A 23,400-nucleotide genomic window follows, 5' to 3' on the forward strand; every position below is an offset into this window, starting at 1 on the left:
TGAGCAAGTGAGGTAAATATATCTTGCCCCGGTGTAGATTGCCGAGATGACAAAGATTATAGAGAAGCTCTGTCGAAATAATAATGAGTAGAAAAACCCTTAAGTCGGATATTTTATCCAACTATTCCTCTAGGCCTTCATAGATAATCTTCAGCCTGTAGGCATGTTTGAGCTCTTCTTGAGCCATCATCTTAAATATCTCGCTTAGGGAGCCGCTTAAGATTTCACTCAACTTGTTATACAGTTCATAGCTGTGTTTCTCCCTTATAAGCGCTTCAAGAACGAGATCGTTTAGAGTTTGCGGCTCAGCCCTCCCATCTTGGAAGTAAGGTTCCAGACTTAGCAAGTCAACGTAGTCTATAACCGGAGTACCCTCAAGCGTCTTTTCACTGATAAATTTTTCGATTGTGTCTCTATGCCTTAACTCCTCACTTGCGAGCCACTGGAAATGCCCGGTTAAGTGAGGATACTCATAAGTCGCAAAGGTCTCTCCAAGTTTGTAAAGGTTGTAAAGCTCATTCTCCTGATGAACTATCTTTTGCAAAAGCTCTTCGAGCTTCATCTGCCTCACTCCGTTACCCCTTTGATGTCAACATGAACAAATGCAACCTCAACCTCATCGAGGTTTTCGATTCTCTTTTTAACTTCTTCGCTTATGTCATGGGCCTCTTTAAGAGTCAAATGCGGGGGAACCTCTATATGCAGTTCAACATGAAGTTTTGGCCCAACATAGTGCGCCCTTAGGTCGTGAACGCCGATAACACCCTCCACCTCAAGGGCAGTTTTTTTAATTTTTTCACAAAGTTCAAACGGCGGAGAAGTGCCGGTTAGGTAGTGCACATTCCTGAGGACTATCTCAACGGCTGCTTTTCCTATCATCAATGCCACAATAAGCCCTGCCAAGGCATCTCCATAGCCAAACCCAAGTTTCTGAAAGAGCAAGCCTATTAACACTGCTACGCTGCTCAGGGCGTCACTTCTGTGGTGGTATGCATCTGCAATCAATATCTGGTTGTTGAGTTTCCTCCCCACTCTAAGGGAGTATTGTGTCATAGCTTCTTTTGAGAGAATAGAGACCACAACAACGGCAAACATAAGCGAGTTGACTTCAATGACGTATCCAACGAAAATTCTCTCTAAAGCATCTTTACCTATCTCATAGGCAACCAGAAAGAGTCCCATACCAATGAAGAGGGCAAACAAGGGTTCGAATCTGGAGTGCCCAAAGGGGTGAGTCTTATCGGCTGGCTTTGAGGATATCTTAACTCCTATGTAGCCTATAACGCTCGTAACAACGTCTGAGAGGGAGTGAATGCCATCGGAAATCAAAGCTAAACTTGAATACATGAGCCCCACAAGAACTTTGAGAATGGCCAAAAGAATATTTCCAAAAATACTGACTATCAGAGGCCTGTAGAGTTCTTCCATTGTAAACCCCTCAGTCCGTCACTCCCTCATCACAACTCAGATAAGGCTGAACTCTTCATTGGGTGTTATACACTTAACTTGGAGTTTTTAAATGTTTTTCATTGTTTCAAAAGACTTTTATTAGTAGGCAAAAAACAACAAGTGGTGGAGATTATGGCAAATAAGCCGAGGTATACGATAAGGATTTACATGGGAAGCAAAGACAAGTATATCGCTCTAAGCCTATGGGACGCCCGTACAGATGAGTATGGAAATTTTAGACCTGCAAACATAAGCATGATAATTCACAACGAGGACATCGAGGCAAAGGCTTCAATGAGAACCGAGACTGCTGCGAGATTAGCGGCTGTGCTTTTAAGTATGGTGGCAGAGGCAGAAAAACTTACCATGAAAGAAAAGAAGAAGATTAGCCTCGAAGGAAGACTGGAGGGGCAGTTCCTTCTTGAAGAAGAGGAAGAAGATATTCTCGAAGAGGTAGAAAGAATAGAACCAAGTGTTGACGAGGAGTGATTGCTTTGAAAAAGCTCAAAGTTTACATACCGGGAGTTTCTTTTCCATCAATCTCTCTTACTGGAAACTACTGCGCCTTAAACTGCGCTCACTGCGGGAGGCATTATCTTGAAGGAATGAAGAAGGTTACAAAACAGAGTCTCCTTGAATACTGCAAGTCTCTTGAAAAAGAGGGTTGTAAAGGCTGTCTCTTAAGTGGAGGAATGGATTCCCGCCTGAAAGTACCGCTCGATCTCTATTCTTCGGAGATAGAGCGAATAAAAAAGGGAACAAAGTTAAAACTCAACGCCCACGTTGGATTCATAGATGAAAGGGACTTAGAATGGATAAGGCATGTAGATGTGGTTTCGCTCGATTTTGTGGGTAGTGATGAAGTCATCAAAAGGGTCTATAAAATAGAAAAGGGCGTTAAAGATTACATTGAGATATTGGAGCTTTTAGTATCGAATGGAGTTAAAGTTGCACCGCACATAACGATTGGCCTGGACTTTGGAAAGGTCTGGTGGGAGTATAAGGCCATTGACATGCTTGTGGAATATCCAATTGATGTCTTGGTTCTTAATGTGCTGATTCCCACAAAAGGGACAGAAATGGAAGGCATAGCTGTTCCTTCTGTAGAAGAGAGTCTAAAAGTTGTCAAATACGCAAGGGAGAAATTTAATGGCGAGCTGAGCATTGGATGCATGCGGCCCCTCGGAAAATGGAGGCTGGAGTTTGACAAAGGAGCAATAGAGAATGGGATCGACAGAATAACGAATCCCCCAAGAAAAGTCATCGAATGGGCAAAAAAGATAAGGGAAGTGGAAATCATTTACGAATGCTGCGTTATGTGAAACTAACGTAGAGGAAGTATGCGTAGAGGGCCAAAAGGACAACCCCTGTTTTTCTTCCAACCCTGTTATTTAGTTTTAGAGAAACTGCTAATATCGCCATTACAACAAGCGTTAAGGGCATTGTAAAAGAGTAAATGTCGGGATTCACGTTTATAGGCCTTATTAGAGCTGCAACACCAATTACTATCAGGATATTCAATATATTCGCTCCGACTATGTTGCCAACGCTTATGTTAGGAATTTTCTTCAGTGTGGCTGCTATGGAGTTTGCCATCTCTGGAAGGGATGTACCAACTGAGACCAGCGTAAGGCCGATAATCACTTCGGGAATTCCAAAGGCGGTTGCAATTTTTACTGCACTATCAACGACAAGCCTAGCTCCAAGAACAACCACAAGTCCACTCGCAAACAAAATCGCGATGTCTTTCTTTAGATGCCCCTTGCCCTCTTTGGCTTCCTCCAGGGTTACGTGCTTTTTGTAAAGGTAGTATAAAAAGCCCAGATACATCAAAACCAAACTCAGCCCCTCAATCCTCGAAATTACGAGATCTCTCATCAAAACCCATGCATAAAGGGTAACACCAATCATAAAGAGTGTATTTTCCCAGGCAATTCTATGAACATCAAGCGGCATTATGAGTGCAGATAGTCCCAAAATCAGAGCAATGTTTGCCAAAGCACTCCCTATCGCATTTCCGAGAGCTATGCCGCTGGCCCCTTGATACGCGGCTATAGCCGAAGTTGTAACTTCCGGCAAAGTTGTGGCAATACTCGCCAACACTAAGGCTATTATGAATTCACTAACTCCAAACCCTTTGGCAACTCTCGTGGCAGCTTCAACGAATAAGTCGCTTCCCTTGATTAACATTACTAACCCCAAAGCGAAGATTCCAAAGGTTATAATGTATTCTACTGCCATTTTTTCCCTCCCGGAGGTTACTCAAGGGGTTAATTTTTAAAGCTTTTTGTGAAAACTCTAAATACAACTTAGACCAACTCTCGGTGAGGTGAAAGATATGGATATTGCGAAGTATATAGACCACACGAACCTGAAGCCCTATGCTACAAAGGAGGACATAAAAAAGCTTTGTGAGGAGGCAAAGAAATACGGATTCTATGCTGTCTGTGTAAATCCCTATAGAGTAAAATTCGCAAAAGAACAACTCAAAGGCACAGACATTAAAGTTGCAAGCGTAATTGGGTTCCCCCTTGGAGCAATACCTACTGAAGTGAAGGTTTTCGAAGCAAAAAGAGCCCTCGAAGATGGGGCAGACGAGCTTGATATGGTAATCAACATCGGCGCATTGAAGGATAAAGACTATGAGTACGTTAAAAACGACATAGCAGAAGTCGTTAAAGTTGCTCACGAGAAAGGGGCAATAGTGAAGGTTATAATTGAGACGTGCTACCTTACCGACGAAGAAAAAGAAATAGCCTGTAAGCTCGCTATGGAAGCTGGAGCAGACTTCGTCAAAACATCAACAGGATTTGGAACCGGGGGAGCAACAGTCGAGGACGTCAAGCTGATGCGTAGAGTCGTGGGAGACAAGCTTGGAGTGAAAGCCGCAGGGGGTATAAGAACCTACGAACAAGCTCTTGAGATGATAAAGGCAGGCGCAAACAGAATTGGCACTTCAAGTGGTGTGCAGATCGTAGAGGGTGCCAAAAAGAGTCAAAAAGAAATCGAATCTTCAAAAGAAAATTGAAGGGACTTTAAATTTGAAGAGATACCAGCATGTCTTTGACTCTTCTTTTTACTATGTGTCCTACTCCACCACCCACGACGATTCCGGTAACTGCTTGGAGGGTGTTTCCGGGAAGTGAGGAGATGGCTCCTCCCCATCCGTAGAAATATACCTCAACAAGGAAGTACCCTGAGACCATCAGCGCTCCACCAAGGATTGTTGCCAAGAGGATTGTCGTGAAGTCGTCCTTTTTTGATGTTATGTATCCAACGACGAATCCTTCCACTCCCTTTATCACCAGCGTAAATGGCGCCCAATGTGCGTAGCCGGTAATTACATCAGCCATTGCAGAACCAAAGCCACCTGCGAATGCACCTATCGTTGGCCCAAAGAGGACTGCCACAAGCATTACCATGCTGTCTCCAACGTTAATGTATCCTCTCGTTAGAGGAGTCGGAATTTGGATGAACATTGTCACTACAGCTACCAGTGCGGCCATTATGCCTGAAAGAGCCACACCAACTGCAACCTCAAACACTTTCTTCTTAAGCACGAAGAGGTAAACAAAGTAAAGGACTGCAACGGTTATTAAGACCCACTTACCATAAGGCGCAATTGCTTCCATACTCATTCTCATCACCTCACTTTATTAGTTTCTCAAGTTTTAACTTGAAATCGAACTTAAAAAACTTTATCTTTGTATACGTGCAGAAAAGACAAAACTAGAAATTGAAAAATAGAGTAAAATACGAAATCAGCTAACAACAGTTTTGATAGCCTCTTCAAGGATGTCCAAACCGATTTTGGCTTCTTCTTCGTCGATTGTGAGTGGTGGGATTAGTCTTAAGGCGCTCTTTCCGCAGCCGAGGGTTGCAAGTCCTCTCTTGAGTGCCTCAACAACGACTTGGTTCCTTTCCTTGCTTGCGTACTCTTTCGTCTTTCTGTCCTTTACGAATTCAATCGCCCAGGCAAGACCAAGACCCCTAACGTCGCCAATGATCTCGTATTTGTCGTACATCTCTTGGAGCCTCTCTTTGAACAGCGGCTCAAGCTTCTTGGCATTATCAATCAAGCCGTTCTCAAGCTCATCAATGACAGTCAAGGCGGCTACACATGCCAATGCATTTCCGCCGTATGTGTTGCTGTGCACTCCGGGGACTCCAAAGTCAAGGTCCTTCCTGAATACAGTCGCTCCGATTGGAACGCCTCCACCGAGGGCCTTTGCGAGGCTTATTATGTCCGGGGCAATTCCAAAGTGCTCAATTGCAAACATCTTACCAGTTCTTCCCATTCCCATCTGGACTTCATCGTCTATGATAAGTATGCCGTGCTTGTCTGCAACTTTCTTAAGCTCTTTGAAGAAGTTCTTTGGTGGGACAACGTAACCACCTTCACCTTGAATTGGCTCAGCCACGAAGGCAGCCACTTCCTCCGGTGGAACATAGTGATCAAAGAGGTAATCTTCAATGTACTCGATAACCCTGTTCACAAGCTCATCGGGTTCTTCATAACCGTCTATGTGCCACGGGTTTCTGTAGGGGTTTGGATAGGGAACGTGCTCAACACCTGGCATTGTGGGGAACATTCTTGATCTGTGGACAGGTTTGCTTGCGGTGAGGCTCATCGTTCCATGTGTCCTTCCGTGAAAAGCCCCAATAAACGCTATGAAGAGCTTTCTTTGTGTCGACCACTTTGCTATCTTTAAAGCCGCTTCATTTGCCTCAGTACCGCTGTTTGAAAGGAAAGTCTTCTTTTCGAAATCACCTGGAGCAATGCTATCGAGCTTCTCTGCCAGAGCAACTTGGTATGGGTTGTAATAATCCGTTCCAGCAGCGTGGATGACTTTGTCAAGCTGTTCCTTCAATGCTTCAACAACCCTTGGGTTTCTAAGACCGGCGTTTAAGACTCCGATACCAGAAGAGAAATCAAGAATTCTGTTCCCATCAACATCAATCCAGTAGTTGCCTTCCGTCCTCTCTATAACCAAGAAGTACTCGTTTGGATCGTTTGTTGTCGTTGCCATATATTTGTGGTGTTTCTCTATTATTTCCCTAGCTTTTGGTCCGGGGATTCCTTTAACTTGGGGTCCCTTCACCATATTCGCTCACCGATGTATAGAATATTTCTCACCTATATAATTTTATGCTCTCTAAACTCCTTTTTTGCTCGAAAAACTTTCGAAAATAACTGGGGTTAAAGTGGACTTCTGCAATAAAAAATGGCCGTAAAAAAGAAGCAAAACAACAGATCACTCTTCATTTACTTGAGTTTTCCACTCCTCTAAAAGCTCCTTTGCGGAATTGGCCGCTATAGCTCCCTGTCCAACAGCTACCGCAATCTGCTTAAAGACATTTGTTATGTCGCCAGCCGCAAAGATTCCCTTTACTTTTGTTCTCATGTGCATATCAACTGGAATGTAGCCCTGCTCATCGGTGATGCCGAGGTGCTTAACGAAATCCGTTTTAGGTTCGTAGCCTATGAAAATAAACACCCCATCAACTTTCATCTCGAATTTTTCACCAGTTTTTACGTTTTGGAGCACAACGCTCTCAACTTTCTGGTCTCCCTTTATCTCCACAACAACGGTGTTTAAAATCGCAGAGATTCCAGCTTTTTTGAACCTATCCTGCAGTATTTTGTCTGCCCTGAACTTATCTCTTCTGTGAACCAGAGTAACGTCGACTCCTATCTCTTTTAGGTACAGAGCCTCCTGCAGCGCTGTATTTCCTCCTCCTACCACTATGACCTTTTTGCCCTTAAAGAGCGGACCATCACAGGTTGCACAATAGCTGACGCCCCTTCCGTAGAATTTGTCCTCTCCAGGAACCCTAAGCTTCCTTGGCTCTGCTCCAACAGCTATTATGACTGTTCTGGCCTTGTAAACCTTGCCGTTTTTCGTTTTTACATTGAACTTGCATAGGCCTTCATAATAAGCACATTCTGTAGGGTCTATTCTCTCAACTTCATCAAAGACTATTGGCACTCCAAGTTTCTTCACTTGCTCGTGCATCCTGCTGACAAGCTCTGCTCCCTTTATTCCTTCGGGAAATCCGGGGTAGTTCTCAATTAAATCCGTGAGTGCAACGTTCCCGCCTATGTCTTTTGAAATTATAACGGTCTCCAGCCCATAACGTGCTGCATATATCGCTGCGGTAAGACCTGCCGGGCCTGCTCCGATTATTAGAACGTCCCATGTTTTTGTCTCATCAACTCTCTGTGAGAGTCCTCCTAAGCTGAACATTTTTTCACCTCCGGTTTATAACTTTTGGTTGAATACTTAAAAACGTTATGGAACAGATTTGAGACCTAAATTACCTTCACTTCCCGATCAACTATCAGGTGGAGAGTGTACCCCAAAAAGGCTGCAAAGCCAATAAACAAGGCTTCTCCAAATTTAAACCCAAGACCGCGCTCGAAAGAAGCAAAAATTACGATGCCATATATCGAGGCAAACGCTAGAGAATGGACTATTCCCCTATGCCTTGGCATTAAAGCTGAGAAAACATACCACGATGCAAAAGCGAACAAAGCTGCTATAGCCCATCCAAGAGTTAGATCCACAATTGAATTTCCAACAGATACGAGGTTTCCGCCTTTAACAAAAACCGCACCGCCGACCATTAGGGCTACTAATGGCTTTACTCCCATGTGGATGAGCGAATCGGGATGATCAAGATCCGGTAAATCAGACCCCAGAACGTAAACCCCATACCCAACTATCATGGAGAGAGTAGTTAGTTCAAAAGGAAGGTTCGCATAATGCTTCAAAAAAGATGCAAGCAAAATAACAAGAGGGTAAGTTAAGATACCACTAAGGACGTGCTCTTCGTAATTCACTTCTCCTTCACCTCCTTTTGTTCTTCAAGGAACTTCCTGACGTAGTCCGGCACTTTATAGTTGCCCTTTGGATCCCCAACCAAAAACCCTAACCGTATGAGTTCTTCAAGATGTTCATAAACCTGAACTCCCGGCTTTTTAACTTCCTTAGCAACTTGAATATAGCTCACTGGTCCGCCGTTGAACTTATACACTATAACCTCTACAAGGTCTCTGTACTCCTTGGGAATCCTTGTCAAGTATTCTTCAAGGCTCTTGGGCTCCTCCAGGATTGTTGTAACAACGTAATCGTCTATCGGGTCGAATTTGTGCTTGCTAGCTTCGCTTAAAACGTAATGCAGGAGTCTCAAAATCTGTCTCGGGTTGCCCTTTGCAAGCTCATGGATAAGCCTTATTGCATCTTCTGTAAAGGGATATATCGGATCGTCCGTGTCCCTTATCCTAACCTTGTTGAGCCTCTTCTTAACGAGCTCAAAGGTCTCCTCAAGGCTCATTGGTCTAAGCTTGAACTCATAGTGAAGCCTCATAAAGAACGCTGGAAAGAGTTTAGAATATTCCTCATACGCCTCTGGCACGCATGCAAAGGCAAAAATGCATCCAGGAGGCATGTTGCTTATAAAGTGTCTAAGCATCTCGAAGAATAAGATTTTATCTTGCTCACTTGCTGTCTGCATGTTTTCAAGCTCATCCAGCAAGAGGGCGGAATAAGGATACTTGCTGAGCTCCTTTGTAAGCATCTCTGCAATATCCCTCGATTTGTATTCTTTTGTTGAAGAGAGCATTTTTTCGAGCCTGTCTATAAAGCCGAGCTTCTTTGAGAGATTCTCGAAAAAGATGTTAGTCCTTGTCTTTGGGGGCTTCAGTCCGTTGAACATGTCCCTTGTAAGTTTTAGGATATCGTTTGTGTCCACTTTGATGTAGATGGGCTTTCCTCCCTGTTCTAACATCGCCCTATAGATGGTTTTGAGTCTCTGGGTTTTTCCCATTCCAAGTGGACCGACTATGGAAAAGGCTATTGAGCTTTTATTTCCTATGACCTCTGAGATTATCATCGAGAGGCGCATGTCCACCTCTTGATAAACGTGTATGCTTTCCACATCCTCTATCCCTTCACTTGCCAACTGTTCGAAAGGATTTTTCGCCAGACCGTAGACTTCATAAGAGGGAGGGGAATAAACTTTAAGTGTGCTTGGTCTTTCCATTTTACCCACCAACTCTAAGTTTTAGGCGGGGAGATATATAAGTTTGTCCATGGAGGGAAGAAAATGACGACTCTGCTTGTAACTGTGCCTGGTGGAAGAGAAGGAGATGCCGCTCTTGAGCTGGAATGGGCACTTGGGGATGTGAAGATAAGGCGAACAAAGTGGAGGGGAGTTCTGATAGCTAGAACGCCCCTAGAGAAAGAAGAAGCCCTTGAAAGGATCAGAGAGTTCGACACGACGGCTATATTCAAGGTAATACCAATAGAGAAATTCGTTGAGAGCAAAAAAGAAACAATCCTGGATGAGGCTTTCCAGCTTGCAAGGGAATACATTAAAGAAGGAGACAGCTTTGCGGTAAGGTGCAAAAGAAGGGGCAACTGGATTCGGTCTGGAAAGGAAATAGAGATAGAACTCGGAGCAAAAATAAAAGAAAGCTTGAAGGCTAGGGTTGACCTTACAAATCCAGACTGGTACGTTTGGATTGAGGTTCTTGGAAAGCAAACGGGTATAAGTGTCATTAGGCCAGAAGAAATAATAAGGAAAAGAGTGGAATTCTGAACTACCTTATACCCCTAAAGAAGAAAGAAGATACTCAAAGAATCAAATACCAAAATTAGTAGACCTTTTATTTATGCTCCCTTTAAAACTTCAATCATATACTTTCTATCAACAACCTCCACAGATGCAAGACGAATTCCGCTAACTCCTCAACTCTTCTAGAGGTATTCTGTTGCTTTTTTCTTTTGAATATCTTACTCCCTATGATAGAAAAGAAAATCAAGAACTTTAGTGAAGTGATCAATAAAAGTTTCTCAAACAATATTTAATATCTTAGCTAAATCCAAAAACTTTTTTCTAATCCCCTTATTCCCTACAGGCGAAGTGCCCTAAAGAGTTCTTGCAAGGCGAAATCTTTTTCCCACAGTTTACAGTTTATGAAGATCTACTTTTTGAACAACACTTTTAGTTCTCTTTTGTATAGGCCCCAGTTAATACTCAGATGGATAATTATCAATATGTTCATTATAGGGCCTAAAATGTTCCTAGCATTAAATAACTCTGCTTTACTTATGCCAAGAAATGTATGCCCAGTTCTTGTTGTGTATAACACTCCTATCGTAATTATCAAAACAGCGAGGAATACCACGAGCAAAATTGTGGAGAGTATTGCTCGTATTTTTACTATGTTCATGACATTTCCCTCCCACATGTGTGCGTTTTTAGTATTTTGAGAGATTAGTATTTTGGAGATAGGAGTATAAAAGCATTATTCCAAACACATTTACGTTAAGTGAGTGGCTCTATCTGATAAACTGTCTTATCCTCACCAATAGCCTCAAGAAGTCCCCTGTGCCTCCTGACACAGCTCTCGCATTCTCCACAGTGGACGGGCTTCCCATCTTCTGTAAAACCTCTGGGCATGTAACATGAGTTGGAGTATTCGTATTTTGCGTTGAGTTCCTTCAGAAGCTTTGCTATACCTTTTTTATCGAGGTTAATAAGAGGAGCAACCACTTTTACGTCGCTCAATGTCCCGTATTTCAGCATTTCATTAACCTTTTCCACGAACTCGGACGTGTTGTCAGGGAAAGTAGCACCCTCCTCTGCGTTAAAGCCCACTATAATGTCTCCTCCACCAAGGGCATCTAAAAGTGAAGCGGCAACACTAATCAGCACAAGGTTTCTCGCCGGCACCCAAACACTCTTTGCGGTTTCCTGGGCTTTCTCCGTGTTTTCTAATTCCTTTGCTGTGACCTTTGGAGTTTCTCCACCAACTAAAGTTGTCCCCCTAAGCTTTGAGAACTCTTCTAAAAAGTCTAGGCGGATTATTTTAAGCGGAACGCTAAGCTCCTTTGAAAAGAACTCCGCAACTTTGTTCATGACTTTTTCCTCGTTGCTCCCGTAGTTTATTGTTAGCATGATAACTTCATCGTAGTTCTCCTTTGCCCAATATAGGCATGCAGTACTGTCAAGACCACCGCTAAACAATACCACGGCGCGCTTCATTAGACCACCTCCGGAAGCAATTTAATCCCCAGTTTTTTCGCACGGTTTCTGAGCTTTTTGTCGTAGGTCGCGAGGGCTCTAGCTTTTTTGGCTATCGCGAGGATTACGGAGTCGTTGTAGTGCCTCAAGCTTAGGCTCTTGAGGAGCTCAAAGCCCTCCAAGAGATACTTTCTGTCGTCCACAAGAGTGGCTCGGGGATCAAGAATTATCTGCTCAGCTAGCTCCCTTGCTTCATCGGTGCTGAAACCGAGCTTTCTGAAGTTCCAGACGGTCTCATAGATAACTATTATCGGGACGAGCCAGCGGTCGAGGGAGTGAATAAGCTCCAGCGCACTCTCGTGGTGCTCTGAATCTTCAACCGTGGCATATATGAAAACGTTGGCGTCTATCACTGCTTCCATGACATTTCCTCCTCTATGGCCTCTTCCGAGATTTTTTCAAGCTCTTCTGCCGTGAGCTTCCGTCCAAGCTTAAAAGTCTTCCAAGACTTCTTTGCCCTTCTAATGACTATCTCCTCTCCTCTAAGCTCAACGGTAAGGTATTCCCCCTCTTTTATCCCGAGGGCCTTTCTAATCTCGGCGGGAATCGTTATCTGGTAGTTGCGGGTGACCTTGGTTATTGGCATAGTAACTCACCATAGTATAGTATGGTTTTATACTATAAATACCTTACTCCAGTGTCTTCTTTGTGCACCTGGCCCACTGCATGAAATCATAATTATCATAATTGTTGATTTCAGACGCAAGAATGAGGTTCTCAAAGCGTATCTCGAAGAGCTCGACCTTAAGTCCGCCATCTTGACACCTCAAAGGGAGAAGAGTTAGTTTGCTATTAAGGTTTTTATCTTTTAATTGAACACGAAAGGGAACATAAAGAACCGTACGACGAAGAGTGTCCACATCACAAGGGTAAACCCCGCGCCGAGCTTTATGACTGTTTTAATAATCGAAAGCTCCTCAATTCTTGAGTCAAATTTAATCAGAAAATATGACATGAAGCCCCATATGACTATCCCAAATGTCCAGAGCTTATACGAGAAAAATGGAATTAAAATCCAGGGAAAAAGCGCAAAAGCATGAAAAAGAGGCGAGAAGGGAATGTGATTTGGGTCATGAAGGTATCTAAAGTAATCCTGAGCGAAGCTTAACAAAGCTATCACAAGTGTCGTTGAAAGATAGCCGAAGGCAACATATTTGAGCTTATCTCTAAGCATCATCGCAATACAATTTAATTTTTAAGTTAAGTATTTAATGCTTGTTGTTCTTGGGAATGTTTTTCAGAGGTTTTCTATGAGAATACTAATAAGCTCCAGTGTGAACAAACGGCACTCTCCCTTTTCTTTGCGAGTTCCATTGAAGTCCGTGTAACCGAGTTAGGGAGCAGTGTATTGGGTTCCTGTTACGAGCCGAAGCTTAGAACTTTGTGAAAAGAACTCCAGTTTAAGTGTGTCGAATCTTTTTACGGCGGCGGACACGCCCGAGGGTGGGAACCCTCCTCCAGCGGCTTCCACCGAGACTTGCTCGCCCCCGCTACCCCACGAGCGCCGAACGTCCCGCCTACCGCTGCTCCCTTCCGGGCCTTGCGGGGTTCGGCGAGCAAAGGGAGTTAACGGAGCCCTTCAGCTCCGCCCCTCCCACCGCCGGCCCCGTGGGACAGGGGCTCATGGCTCCTCTCGGCTTCCGCCGCTGGATTTGGGAACCGCCCCTCGGACTTCGGCCCCCGCATATCGGCGGTTTCGGGTATAGGGGACGCCGAACCCCCCGGCCTAGTCCGCCGCCATTTAATACTATCCGTGAAGAGTATATAAAGGTTTTGTAATACTATTCACCCATCTAGAACAAAGCCACATCCCAAGTTATTCCCTCTTAGACTCCCCTGTCATCACGGCAGAGGCTATCATATGGGCCAGCCTTAAAGGTTCGGGTATAAGAGAGCTCTTCTGGGTTAGTTTTATTATTTCCTCAGCCTGTTCTGGTGGAATTCCATAAGCCTGGTAAAAAATCTTCCCCGGGATTAACTCCCTTATCTCCCCCGCTTTTTTGAGGAGGGCTATTCTTTCATGTGCATCAGCAAAATGTTTTTTCAATGCGTTTTCCATTGCCTCTAAATCAGGCTTTTTCCTTATCACCACTATCACTGGCAGTCCAGTTTCCTTGCTAAGCTTTTCGATATCGACAACGTTGAACCCCGCATACGTTATTCCCTTGAGCATTATAACCCGCAAATCCTTAAATCGGGAGTTGTTTATAGCATCGATCATTTTCTCTGTTGAATCTCTCCCATCAACTTCAATCCATCTCGTGACAATCCCAACGATATCTTGCGAGCCTTTCATGATAACTCCAACCAAAATGGTCTTCTCCCGCTTAAGTTTAGATTTAAAAGAAAAGGTGCCATCATCAAAGCCAATAACCCTTATTTGCGGCTTTACTTTCCTTATCATTTTGTTACCTCTAAAAGCCAGTCCAAATATTCTTTGTTGACGTGATCCACGTCTATTCTTATTATCGCCGGCACAGAATACGGGTGAAGCTCCTTTAGAGCCTCTTTGAGCTCACTCCAAAGCTCAACTTTTGTTTTCAGTATTGCCCCAACTTCTTTGTCTTCTTCAATCTTCCCCTCCCACCAGTAAAAAGCTTTGTGCTCCCTTAGATTTGCACAGGCAACTAACTTTCTTTCCAACAGCTCTTTTATTATTTTTTCAGCGCTCTCCCAGTCAGGAAATGTTGTATATACAAGGATCATTTCTCCCATTTCACATCCCAAAAAAGTTCGAGAAGATAAACTTAAATTTTATGGAAGTTACTTTTAATGGGGGTTAGGATATGGAGATAGTAAGAGCACATTTAAGGATATATGGTCGGGTGCAAGGAGTGGGCTTTAGATGGAGTATGCAGAGAGAAGCAAAGAAACTTGGTGTTAACGGGTGGGTAAGGAATCTACCCGATGGCAGTGTAGAGGCAGTAGTCGAAGGGGAAAGGGAGAGAGTTGAGGCGTTAATTGCATGGGCGCATCAGGGGCCTCCTCTGGCAAAAGTCACTAGAGTAGAGATTACTTGGGAAGAGCCAAAAGGAGAAAAAGGATTTAGGGTTATAGGCTAATGTTTGTAGTTTAGATTCTCAATAACAACTTTTTTAGGACAATAATTGACTTCACAGTGGCTGCATACAATTTTTTCTTTGCTCTTTTCTGGGGTGTGAAGAACGAGCTTTTTAAACCCGGGGATGTCCTTTATCTTCATGAAAACATCTACCGGCAGAGTTCCATCTATAACGATGTACGCTTTTGCATCCTCTTGTCTGAGGTTCCTACTGAAGATTTCCATGACTGGAACACCACTCTCGTAAAGATATTCAAGCAACTCTGAAAGGGCGCGAGAGTACTCCTCTTTATCGAATTCTATTTCAAGAACTTCCCATCCCATGATAGGGGCAACATTTACGAGGCTTGGTAGGGGATTAAGTCTTTCAAATATCATCCGCAGAGGATATGTGTTTTCAATGTAATCTATTGTGTGATAGATTATTTTTCTATTCACGCCTATTATACGGGAAAGTTCGCTTATTGGCACCTCGACATCTCTCAAATAAATTTTTCCATTTCTTACACTTAATCCGTTTTCAAAAAGAAACTCAGCAACTTTCCTCCTGGCTGGAAAGTTCTTAAAGTAAGCCTCCAATATAAGCATCATTTTTGACCACCTCTTATACAATGTTGTGTACAGATGAATATTTAAGTTTTTCTCCACAGTTCAAAGAGACAATCTTTTTAAAGCATCCAAAATCTTAATAAAACACGTAAGTGAAGTGAGGGTGATGTCTATTCTGATAGTGGGAATTGATATAATCAGCGAAGAGCCAAAACGCTTTGCCGTGGTTAGCTGGTTCAATGGAAAGTTGATTAAGCATGGGGAGTTTACTTTTTACCGCCTCCTGAGGTTCATAAGGGCAAAGAAGCCCGACATAGTTGCCATGGACAACATTCATGAGCTTGGGGAATACCTTAGAAAGTTCATACATGCAATCCCACAAGGAACAAAGATAGTGCAGGTAACAGGCAGACCCGGAGAGCAAAGATCCCTTTGGAGCTTGGCAAGAGAGTATGGAATTAGAGTGAGTGACAAGTTCAACCCCTACGAAGAGGCAAAGGTATGCGCCCTTTTAGCAGCTAGAGGAGTCGGTTACGAAGTCCTTCCCTTTGAGGACGAGGTCATTATAAAGGTTTCGCGTGGAAGGAGCCAAGGAAAAGGTGGATGGAGTCAGGATAGGTATAGAAGAAGAGTCCATAACTTGATACAGAACAAAGTCAGGGAAATCGAGGAGACTCTCAAAAGGGCTAACATTCCCTTTGACCTCGAAATTAAGGAAAAGGATCAGGGATTGGAGAGAGGGGAATTCAGGGTTTACACCTCCAGAGAGGAGCTTGCGGGACTTATAAAGCCCATGAGAGGAGGAGACGTTGAAATCAGAATCCGTCCAGTAGAAAGGAAGACGTTTGAGTTTGTTCCGCTAAAGAGTGAAAGCGTCATAAAGGAAAGAAAAAGCATTATTGTTGGGCTTGATCCTGGCATTACAGTTGGTATAGCGGCTTTGGATTTGAATGGAGAGGTTTTGGCGCTTTACAGTGAGAGAAACATGGCCATTAGCGATATTGTGAGGTTTATAAGCGACGTTGGTCATCCGATAATAATAGCCACTGATGTCAATCCTGCTCCCGGCTTGGTGGAAAAAATTTCTCGCTCGTTTAAGGCTCAGCTCTTCGTTCCGAGAGAAAGCCTCCGCGTGGAAGAGAAAAACGAGCTTCTAAAAAACCTGGGCATAACTGTTGATGATGATCACCAACGCGATGCCCTTGCTGCTGCCTATAAGGCCTACCTCCGGCTGAAACCGAAGCTCGACCATGTAGAGGCAAAGCTTAGGGAAATGGGAATTACGAAAAAGGGTGAAGAAATAAAGGCTCTCGTCCTTCAGGGATACAACCTAGGAGAGGCTATTCTGAAGGTTAAAGAAAAAGAAAAGGTCAAAGAAGAAACAAAAACCGCTGAAGCCCTCGAAGCTCCCGTTGATGTTACACCATACATTGAAAAGATAAGGGAGCTCGAAAACACCATAAAAATAATGGAAAGAGAAAACCAAGAGCTGAGAGCTGTGATCGAAGAGCAAAGAAGAATCATAGAAAGTCTGGAGAATAAGTTAGCAACTTACGACGAAAAAATTAGGGAAAGGATTCTCAGAGAGAAAGAATTGGAAATAAGGGATAAAAGAATAGCATACCTCGAAAAAGAGCTTAGAGAGGCAAAGTCAATAATAGAGAAGCTGAGCAGAGACCTTGTTTTGGCAAAAAGGATGCACTTACTGGAGCTTAGGGGTACTGCAGTTCCGCTTAAAGTGATTGAAAACCTGACATGGAGAAAGCTCGAAGAGCTAGAACGCTCCGCGGGAATTAAAAGAGAAGACGTGCTCTACGTTATCAACCCGGCCGGGGCTGGAAAGAGCATAGCCGAGTATATAGCCGAAAAGAAGATAAAAGCACTCATAAGTGCGAAAAAACTTCCAAGCATTGTGTACGAAACGCTAAGAGAGAAAAGAATACCGATTCTATACGAGGATGAAATCGAGGTTAAGAGGGTTGATGACTTCGCAATAGTGGATAGAAAAGAGCTCGAAGGAGCAATAGAAGCTAAGCTAAAGCACTGGGAAGAGGAGGAAAAAGAGAGAGGAGTCCAGCAATTTTTGAAACTCGTAGAGGAATACCGGATGGAGAGAATTAAGGAGCTTAAGAAAAAGGCTGAAGAAGGTCATTAGACCTCATCTAGGATCTCGCGGAGTAATTTTAGGTACTTTCCAGTCTCTTGGGCACCTTTTGAGGTTATTTCTACCGCAGTTCTAGGCCTATCGGAAAAGACTTTCCTAATCTTAACGTACCCTGCTTTTTCAAGAGCTTTAAGGTGGGAATCGAGATTACCGGGGGTTATTTCCAGCACTTCGAGTAACTCCTTAAACAAAACTCGAGTTCTTGGGAGAAGGTAGAGCATTATAGCCAGCCTAGTTGGATTTCCAAGTACGTGGTTGCTGATGAATTCCTTGAGCCGATCCATCTTATCACCGCTCAATGACTTTGAAAGCAAAGTAGAGGTAGAGCAGAGATGTTAAAGCATACCCCGTGGTAACGAGAAAACCCGCCCAAATTATGGCGCCTTTTTCCATTCCAAGGACTATTGGTATCCCCAAGGCAGGCAGCAAGTATGCTGGAATCATTGCCTTGTCTACTATTCCCGCTTTTATGGATGTGAGCCACATTCCAAAGACTCCAAGGAATATGAACGTAAGAGAGCCTGCGGCGACACTTGCCTCCTCCGTTATTCCCAGGTTAAGTCTTGGAACTATGCCCCATCCGATTATTGCTCCAACAATCCAAGAGAGAAATATGGGAGAGTAACTAGATCCTTCTCTTTTTTCTTGTGCTCTGAGGAGAGCTTCAAGCCGTTTACCTATCATAGTCCCTATCCATCCTATAAAAACAAAAGCCCCAATCCAGTAAATAGCGGAGAAGATACCGCTAAAGCCTAAAATTGCTCCAAGAACATAGTAAAGCCCCATAGCTACGAGGAAAGCTGTAAACCACATTGCCCCATACATATACTGCGCCGCTATCAATTTTCTCTCAACTCTCTCAAGCATGCCCTTGAGCTCCTTAACTTCTTCCATATTTCTCACCTCAGCTTAGAGTACTATATCCTTTTATTTATAGTGTGACGTTTCTCTGAATTTCAGAGAAAACCTTAAGCTTAGTGAAAGCAAGAGTATTTTGATGAAAGTTGAGTGGCTTTATGAAAAACACGACAAAGGTGTTAGGTGTCTTGTTTGTGAGAGGAAATGCCTGATAGATGAGGGCAAAAGAGGACTATGCAAGAATTATGCCAATCTGAAAGGGAGGCTGGTGCACGTAGGTTATGGAAAGCTGAGTGCCCTTGAAAGCAGACCCATTGAAATAAAGCCGTTCTTTCATTATTATCCAAACAGCACCGCTTTAACTTTCTCCGGCTTTGGGTGCAACTTTTACTGCCCTTGGTGCCAAAACTACCATTTAAGTTTCTCCGATATCCCGGAGTGGATTAGAGAGATTTCCCCAGAGGAGCTTTTAACTTTGGCTTTGAGAAATAAAGACCAAGGGCTCTGTGCAAGCTTTAACGAACCAGCAACCCTCTATACCTACCTCCTAGACGTTTTTGAGCTTGGAAAGGAAAAAGGGCTGTACTGCTGTTTGGTGACAAACAGCTATTTTACCACCAAAGCCTTGAGGAACCTTATTGAGAGCGGAGCTTCCGGTTTTAGTATAGACATCAAAGGCTGCCCCGAAATGAAGGTTCTAGGGACTGTTGATCACAAAAAGGTTTTCAGGAACGCCAAGGAAGCCATAACTCTCGGAGCTCACGTTGAAATGGTTTACCTTGTAGTTCCAAATGCCAACGATTTTGAAGAGTGCTACCGCTGGATATTCAGCATGCACTTAAAAATGCTTGGAGAAGAAGTCCCTTTACATATAAATCGCTATTACCCAATGAACTACTGGAAAGAGCCGCCTACCCCAGTTGAGAAGCTGTTAAAGCTAAAAGAGATAGCTCAGCAAGAGTACAATTTGAGGTATGTTTACGTTGGAAACATCGGCTCAGTTGAGCACGAAACAACGTACTGCCCCAAATGCGGCAAAAAGCTGATAATACGTTCTGGTTTCAGAGTATTAAAATGGAACCTAAAGGACAGCAAATGCCCGAGGTGTGGAGAAAAAATTCCAATTTATGGAAAGTTCACTCGACCCTAAAAGTGATTCCCTTCTCTTTTGCTTTCTTCTGCACTTGGAGCTTAAAGTTGCAAGCCTTACATATCTCTCCAGTTGTAGGCTGGCCGCAGATTTTGCACCTGTTGAGGTCTCTATGAGCGTAGGCTTTTGCCAATAGGGGAAACATCTTGTCATAGCTCCTTAGTATCTGGTATTTTGTCCCGGGATGCTTTTCCTCCATCTCATTTAGCCAATCTCTAATTTCTGCTCTAAATGCTTCTACTGCATAAGGACACTCGCTGAAGTCCACCTCAATGTTATTCAGAACAGCATAAAGCACTATCTCCTTTTCCGGCACTTCTCTGAGGGGCTTTATCCTCGGCACAAGCCCCTCATGGATAACCTCGTAATAAGGGCCAGTTCTTCCCAGCCTGGCAACGTCTCCACGCATTATGTTCATGAGGAACATCTGCACTTCATCATCTAAATTGTGGCCAACGGCGAGCTTATCGGCATTAACATCTTTGGCCGCGTAGTTGAGGAGCCACCTCCTCCAAACGCCGCAGTAAGAACACGCCCCAACCCTTTCCTTTTTCTCAAAGCTCCCCATTATGTTAACAGTCTCATCGAGGGTAAAGCCTATGTATTCCTTAAACGAATAAATCCTGTGTTCAATTCCAAGCTTCTTTGCATTCCTCTTTGCTATCTCAACGCTCTCAGGCCTGTACCCTTCTATCCCCTCATCTATGGTTATTGCGATTATCTCAAAAGGAAACTTTTGGTTGAGCTTGTGAAGGATATGGAGAAGAACGACGCTGTCCTTTCCACCGCTCACTCCTACTGCTATTCTATCTCCTCTCTTGATTAGCCCGTATTTTCTCACAGTCTGCTTTACTTTGCTCTCAACCATCTCATTGAAATGTTTGTGGCAGTAGAACTTACCTTCATATCTCGCATGATATACTGCCTCTCTTCCACACTTTGTGCATTTCATTTCCCTCGCCTCACTGAAGGGAAAGAACATCCCTTAAAAAGCCTTTCCTACGAACTCTCTGTTCTTTTTGATATAGCGTTAAACCTTACATGCACAGCACATCTTGATAATATACAACATCATTAAAATTATCATCAAAATTTTTGTGTCATATGCCCTATAAAACCGTAAGATTTTTATATTAAATCATGTTTTTGTGAAAATCGTGAGGCTGGTGAATGACGTGGAAATACTTGATACTGACACCAGCTGAAGAAAATAGAGGCCCAAAGAGAAGTCGGAGGGATAATAATGGGATGCAAAGGAAATAACGAAAATTGTAATGGAAAAAGAAAAAGGTGGATTCCAGATGCATACGTGATAATATTCATAGTAATAGTCTTGGCGGCAATTGCAACTTGGATTATTCCCGCTGGAGAATTTGAACGCACACAAGTAGGCGGAAGAACTGTAGTAGTCCCAGGGACCTTCCACTATGTTGAGAAAAATCCAATAGGACCTTGGGAAATGTTCCTCTCGATAGTAAAAGGGCTCAACGAAGCTGCACCAATAATATTCTTCATATTCATAATTGGAGGCCTTATAGGAGTAGTTGAAGCCACAGGGGCGTTAACAGCAGGTTTATCGGCAGCAGCTCTAAAGATGAAAGGTAAGGAAACTCTCTTTATACCAGCCTTGATGATTCTCTTCGGTCTTGGAGGCTCTGTATTTGGAATGGCAGAAGAAACACTAGCTTTTGTCCCTCTTATGATAGGACTTGCAGTAGCTATGGGTTATGACAGGGTTGTCGGAATTTCTATATCGTTCTTAGGAGCAGCCACAGGGTTCGCAGGAGCATTTATGAACCCCTTCACAATAGGTGTCGCCCAAACAATAGCAGAACTGCCACTTTTCTCGGGCATGCAATTTAGAATTGTTGTTTGGCTAGTATTTATGGCAATAACCATCCACCATGTTCTATCTTATGCTTCAAAAGTAAAGAGGAACCCAGAAGCCAGTATCGTCGCAGATATACCCTATGAAGAAATTGAAGTTCCTCAGAACATGGAAGGAGTTAAGCTTACTTCAAATCAAAAATTAGCTCTCCTAGCATTCATGGGCACTTTTGTTGTCTTAATCTTCGGCGTGCTAAAGTATGGATGGTACATAAACGAATTATCTGCCCTTTTCATAATAAGCGCTATTGTTATCGGACTCGTTGCAAGAATGGAACCCAACGAAATAGTCAGGCAATTCATAAAAGGTGCAGCTTCACTAACATACGGTGCATTGATTGTGGGATTTGGTAGAACAATCGCAGTAATCTTACGCGACGGTAAAATCTTGGACACAATAGTCTATGCATTATCTCAACCACTCAGCGGACTACCTCATGGATTAATCGGAGTAGGCATGTTTTTCGTGCAAACACTAATTAATTTCCTCATTTGCTCCGGAAGTGGTCAAGCAGTTGCAACAATGCCTATCATGGTTCCATTATCTGATGTCGTTGGGATCACAAGACAGGTAGCAGTACTTGCGTTCCAGTTTGGTGATGGTATAACAAACATAATCTATCCAACTTGTGGAGTTGTAATGGCAACAATATCAATGGCAAAAATACCATATGACAGATGGCTAAGATATGCAGTCCCACTTGTGATAAAGCTTTCAATAGCAGCAATAATCTTAATTTACATAGCAGTAGTAATAAATCTCGGGCCATTCTGAGCCATTTTTTTCATTCTTTTCTTTTTGGTATCTAAGGAGGGAAGATTAATGGAAAAGAAAATTGAAGAAAAAATTTTTGAGAAAATTAAAGAAGAAAAAGAGGATATGATAAAAATACTCGAAAGTCTCGTTAGAATCCCTACTCAAAATCCTCCTGGAGAGAATTACGAAGAATTCGTTATGACAGCTAAAGAATACCTAGATGAAAAAGGAATAAAAACAAAAGTCGTGAGAATTCCGGAAAGCTTTGCAAAGAACTTCATCGAAAATCCCCAAGAATACCCACGATTTATTCTTCTAGCCGAGCTAAAGAAGGGAGAGCTTACAATGCACTTTAACGGCCATTATGACGTCGTTCCCGCAGGGGAAGGCTGGGACATAGACCCATTTTCCGGAAAAATCATAGATGGCAAATTGTATGGAAGAGGAGCAAGCGATATGAAGGGCGGCATTGCGAGCATTATTAGCACGTTGAGAATCCTTAGTGAATTTGAGGATCATTTAGACGTTGGGGTAAATGCTTCGCTCGTTCCAGATGAAGAGACTACATCAATGGGAACTAAGTACCTAATCCAAGAAAACCTCGTCAACGCGGATTATGCAATAATCACAGAACCGACTTCATTGAAGAGCATAGACATTGGATGCAAGGGCGGAATATGGATGCAAGTTTGCGTTAAGGGGAAAGCCGCTCATGCTTCAAGGCCATGGCTTGGAGAGAATGCTTTTGAGAAGGGCGTTTTACTTGTCCATGCAATATTGACAGAATTAAAGCCAAAAGTAACAGCAAGAACATCCAAATATGAATTTCACGATCAAAATTCGAAGAGGGCAACAATGGAACTAGGAGGATACGTCAAAGGAGGAAGTAAAACCAACGTTATTCCAGATGAATTCTGCTTCTCAATAGACAGAAGAGTACTGCCTGATGAGGACGTGCAAGAGGCTTATAACGAGATTATTGAATTCATAAAGAGTAAGAGCAAAGAGTTAGGGGCGTCTTATGAAGTTATTGTTGAGGATATCGAAAATTCATACGTATTGAAAGGAGATAGAAGCATTATTAGCGCTATTTCTCAAATCACAGAAAGCATTACCGGTGTTCAGCCAAGGGTTGGTGTCAAGACGGGTTTCACAGAAATGGCACTATTTGGAGCCAAAGGAATTAAGGCACTCACCTTTGGTCCTGGAGATGAAAACTTAGCTCATGTGGCAAACGAATATATTGAAATTCAGCAACTCATTGACTCCGTGAAGATATTTTCAACGCTACTCTTGAGAATTTGAAAAATATATCGAAAATATGGGTCAGTAACCTCGTTACTAAAGAATTTAGTTTGCATTCGCTAATACTACTATCTTAATTTTTTATTTTGTAAATTCCAAGATGTAACCCTTTATTGCCCGTTTCGATC

General features: G+C 43.1%; 29 protein-coding genes and 1 other RNA gene. 9 read left to right on the forward strand and 21 right to left on the reverse strand.

All coding sequences use genetic code 11. The annotated features are described in order from the left end of the window. Window positions 1–121: 121 nt before the first annotated feature. Both NF865_RS08085 and NF865_RS08090 read right to left on the reverse strand, forming a co-directional pair. Window positions 122–562 (reverse strand): ferritin family protein, encoded by a 441-nt coding sequence (locus NF865_RS08085; protein WP_253305629.1) that lies wholly within the window; start codon window positions 560–562, stop codon window positions 122–124. Between the two features lie 5 nt (window positions 563–567). Continuing rightward, entirely contained in the window at window positions 568–1,428 is an 861-nt protein-coding gene (locus NF865_RS08090; RefSeq protein ID WP_253304234.1) for a cation diffusion facilitator family transporter, read from the reverse strand. Between the two features lie 144 nt (window positions 1,429–1,572). On the opposite strand from NF865_RS08090, the gene NF865_RS08095 reads away from it, so the two are divergent. Together NF865_RS08095 and lipS1 are read left to right on the forward strand one after the other, a co-directional pair. Then, window positions 1,573–1,938, forward strand: coding sequence for a hypothetical protein (locus NF865_RS08095; RefSeq protein WP_253304235.1), 366 nt, complete (start codon window positions 1,573–1,575; stop codon window positions 1,936–1,938). Window positions 1,939–1,943: 5 nt separating this feature from the next. Next, the gene (gene lipS1 / locus NF865_RS08100) at window positions 1,944–2,771 is read left to right on the forward strand and encodes a LipS1 family lipoyl synthase (protein ID WP_253304236.1); all 828 of its coding nucleotides are present in this window, start codon (window positions 1,944–1,946) and stop codon (window positions 2,769–2,771) included. On the opposite strand, the gene NF865_RS08105 is transcribed toward lipS1, so the two are convergent. Next, window positions 2,764–3,690, reverse strand: coding sequence for a calcium/sodium antiporter (locus tag NF865_RS08105; protein ID WP_253304237.1), 927 nt, complete (start codon window positions 3,688–3,690; stop codon window positions 2,764–2,766). The two genes, lipS1 and NF865_RS08105, sit on opposite strands and share 8 nt — an antisense overlap. A gap of 97 nt (window positions 3,691–3,787) precedes the next feature. Between NF865_RS08105 and deoC the strand changes: the two genes are divergently transcribed. Next, entirely contained in the window at window positions 3,788–4,477 is a 690-nt protein-coding gene (deoC, locus tag NF865_RS08110) for a deoxyribose-phosphate aldolase (protein ID WP_253304238.1), read from the forward strand. A 7-nt stretch (window positions 4,478–4,484) separates the two neighbouring features. Here deoC and NF865_RS08115 read toward each other — a convergent pair whose 3' ends face one another. The 5 genes from NF865_RS08115 to NF865_RS08135 form a co-directional block, all read right to left on the reverse strand. Then, window positions 4,485–5,087 carry an ECF transporter S component gene (locus NF865_RS08115; protein WP_253304239.1) on the reverse strand — a complete coding sequence of 201 codons (603 nt, stop codon included), beginning with the start codon at window positions 5,085–5,087 and terminating at the stop codon, window positions 4,485–4,487. A 123-nt stretch (window positions 5,088–5,210) separates the two neighbouring features. Next, window positions 5,211–6,554, reverse strand: a complete 1,344-nt coding sequence (locus NF865_RS08120) for an acetyl ornithine aminotransferase family protein (protein WP_253304240.1) — start codon at window positions 6,552–6,554, stop codon at window positions 5,211–5,213. 150 nt (window positions 6,555–6,704) lie between these two features. Further along, the gene (gene trxB, locus NF865_RS08125; protein WP_253304241.1) at window positions 6,705–7,697 is read right to left on the reverse strand and encodes a thioredoxin-disulfide reductase; all 993 of its coding nucleotides are present in this window, start codon (window positions 7,695–7,697) and stop codon (window positions 6,705–6,707) included. A gap of 65 nt (window positions 7,698–7,762) precedes the next feature. Beyond that, window positions 7,763–8,293 (reverse strand): metal-dependent hydrolase, encoded by a 531-nt coding sequence (locus NF865_RS08130; protein ID WP_253304242.1) that lies wholly within the window; start codon window positions 8,291–8,293, stop codon window positions 7,763–7,765. Then, entirely contained in the window at window positions 8,290–9,495 is a 1,206-nt protein-coding gene (locus tag NF865_RS08135; protein WP_253304243.1) for an ATPase, read from the reverse strand. Before NF865_RS08135 ends, NF865_RS08130 begins: the two co-directional genes overlap by 4 nt. Window positions 9,496–9,558: 63 nt before the next feature. On the opposite strand from NF865_RS08135, the gene NF865_RS08140 reads away from it, so the two are divergent. Next, entirely contained in the window at window positions 9,559–10,053 is a 495-nt protein-coding gene (locus NF865_RS08140; protein WP_253304244.1) for a THUMP domain-containing protein, read from the forward strand. 385 nt (window positions 10,054–10,438) lie between these two features. Here the strand turns inward: NF865_RS08140 and NF865_RS08145 are convergent, their stop codons facing one another. The 9 genes from NF865_RS08145 to cutA form a co-directional block, all read right to left on the reverse strand. Next, on the reverse strand, window positions 10,439–10,705 hold the full coding sequence (locus tag NF865_RS08145) for a hypothetical protein (protein WP_253304245.1): 267 nt from the start codon (window positions 10,703–10,705) through the stop codon (window positions 10,439–10,441). A gap of 77 nt (window positions 10,706–10,782) precedes the next feature. Next, window positions 10,783–11,502 (reverse strand): 7-cyano-7-deazaguanine synthase QueC, encoded by a 720-nt coding sequence (gene queC / locus NF865_RS08150; protein ID WP_253304246.1) that lies wholly within the window; start codon window positions 11,500–11,502, stop codon window positions 10,783–10,785. Continuing rightward, window positions 11,502–11,903, reverse strand: a complete 402-nt coding sequence (locus NF865_RS08155; RefSeq protein WP_253304247.1) for a PIN domain-containing protein — start codon at window positions 11,901–11,903, stop codon at window positions 11,502–11,504. The genes queC and NF865_RS08155 overlap by 1 nt, the downstream gene beginning before the upstream one ends. Continuing rightward, entirely contained in the window at window positions 11,891–12,127 is a 237-nt protein-coding gene (locus tag NF865_RS08160; protein WP_253304248.1) for an AbrB/MazE/SpoVT family DNA-binding domain-containing protein, read from the reverse strand. The genes NF865_RS08155 and NF865_RS08160 overlap by 13 nt, the downstream gene beginning before the upstream one ends. Before the next feature lie 43 nt (window positions 12,128–12,170). Next, window positions 12,171–12,311 (reverse strand): hypothetical protein, encoded by a 141-nt coding sequence (locus NF865_RS08165; protein WP_253304249.1) that lies wholly within the window; start codon window positions 12,309–12,311, stop codon window positions 12,171–12,173. Window positions 12,312–12,349: 38 nt separating this feature from the next. After that, window positions 12,350–12,718 (reverse strand): hypothetical protein, encoded by a 369-nt coding sequence (locus tag NF865_RS08170; protein WP_253304250.1) that lies wholly within the window; start codon window positions 12,716–12,718, stop codon window positions 12,350–12,352. Window positions 12,719–12,966: 248 nt separating this feature from the next. Further along, window positions 12,967–13,278, reverse strand: an RNA gene (gene ffs, locus NF865_RS08175) — signal recognition particle sRNA. Between the two features lie 79 nt (window positions 13,279–13,357). After that, window positions 13,358–13,945 (reverse strand): endonuclease dU, encoded by a 588-nt coding sequence (locus tag NF865_RS08180; protein ID WP_253304251.1) that lies wholly within the window; start codon window positions 13,943–13,945, stop codon window positions 13,358–13,360. Further along, entirely contained in the window at window positions 13,942–14,247 is a 306-nt protein-coding gene (cutA, locus tag NF865_RS08185; protein ID WP_253305630.1) for a divalent-cation tolerance protein CutA, read from the reverse strand. Before cutA ends, NF865_RS08180 begins: the two co-directional genes overlap by 4 nt. An 80-nt stretch (window positions 14,248–14,327) precedes the next feature. On the opposite strand from cutA, the gene NF865_RS08190 reads away from it, so the two are divergent. Beyond that, window positions 14,328–14,603, forward strand: a complete 276-nt coding sequence (locus NF865_RS08190; protein WP_253304252.1) for an acylphosphatase — start codon at window positions 14,328–14,330, stop codon at window positions 14,601–14,603. On the opposite strand, the gene NF865_RS08195 is transcribed toward NF865_RS08190, so the two are convergent. Next, window positions 14,600–15,193 carry a regulator of amino acid metabolism, contains ACT domain protein gene (locus NF865_RS08195; protein WP_253304253.1) on the reverse strand — a complete coding sequence of 198 codons (594 nt, stop codon included), beginning with the start codon at window positions 15,191–15,193 and terminating at the stop codon, window positions 14,600–14,602. The two genes, NF865_RS08190 and NF865_RS08195, sit on opposite strands and share 4 nt — an antisense overlap. A 124-nt stretch (window positions 15,194–15,317) precedes the next feature. Between NF865_RS08195 and NF865_RS08200 the strand changes: the two genes are divergently transcribed. Continuing rightward, a complete protein-coding gene (locus tag NF865_RS08200) occupies window positions 15,318–17,306 on the forward strand; it encodes a DUF460 domain-containing protein (protein WP_253304254.1) in 1,989 nt (662 codons plus the stop codon). Here the strand turns inward: NF865_RS08200 and NF865_RS08205 are convergent. Both NF865_RS08205 and NF865_RS08210 read right to left on the reverse strand, forming a co-directional pair. Further along, window positions 17,303–17,599 (reverse strand): transcriptional regulator, encoded by a 297-nt coding sequence (locus NF865_RS08205; RefSeq protein WP_253304255.1) that lies wholly within the window; start codon window positions 17,597–17,599, stop codon window positions 17,303–17,305. The genes NF865_RS08200 and NF865_RS08205 overlap by 4 nt on opposite strands. A 4-nt stretch (window positions 17,600–17,603) precedes the next feature. Continuing rightward, window positions 17,604–18,209, reverse strand: a complete 606-nt coding sequence (locus NF865_RS08210) for a hypothetical protein (protein WP_253304256.1) — start codon at window positions 18,207–18,209, stop codon at window positions 17,604–17,606. 103 nt (window positions 18,210–18,312) lie between these two features. On the opposite strand from NF865_RS08210, the gene NF865_RS08215 reads away from it, so the two are divergent. Then, entirely contained in the window at window positions 18,313–19,323 is a 1,011-nt protein-coding gene (locus NF865_RS08215; RefSeq protein WP_253304257.1) for a radical SAM protein, read from the forward strand. Here NF865_RS08215 and NF865_RS08220 read toward each other — a convergent pair. Continuing rightward, on the reverse strand, window positions 19,310–20,275 hold the full coding sequence (locus NF865_RS08220; RefSeq protein ID WP_253304258.1) for a TIGR00269 family protein: 966 nt from the start codon (window positions 20,273–20,275) through the stop codon (window positions 19,310–19,312). The genes NF865_RS08215 and NF865_RS08220 overlap by 14 nt on opposite strands. A gap of 291 nt (window positions 20,276–20,566) precedes the next feature. Here NF865_RS08220 and NF865_RS08225 point away from each other — a divergent pair, with 291 nt between their 5' ends. Both NF865_RS08225 and NF865_RS08230 read left to right on the forward strand, forming a co-directional pair. Then, entirely contained in the window at window positions 20,567–21,985 is a 1,419-nt protein-coding gene (locus NF865_RS08225) for a YfcC family protein (RefSeq protein ID WP_253304259.1), read from the forward strand. A gap of 48 nt (window positions 21,986–22,033) precedes the next feature. After that, complete coding sequence (locus tag NF865_RS08230; RefSeq protein WP_253304260.1) at window positions 22,034–23,272, forward strand: M20 family metallopeptidase; 1,239 nt, start codon at window positions 22,034–22,036, stop codon at window positions 23,270–23,272. Window positions 23,273–23,400: the final 128 nt, after the last annotated feature.

Origin of the sequence: Thermococcus aggregans (genome assembly GCF_024022995.1) — an archaeon.
GTDB classification, from domain to species: Archaea; Methanobacteriota_B; Thermococci; order Thermococcales; family Thermococcaceae; genus Thermococcus_A; species Thermococcus_A aggregans.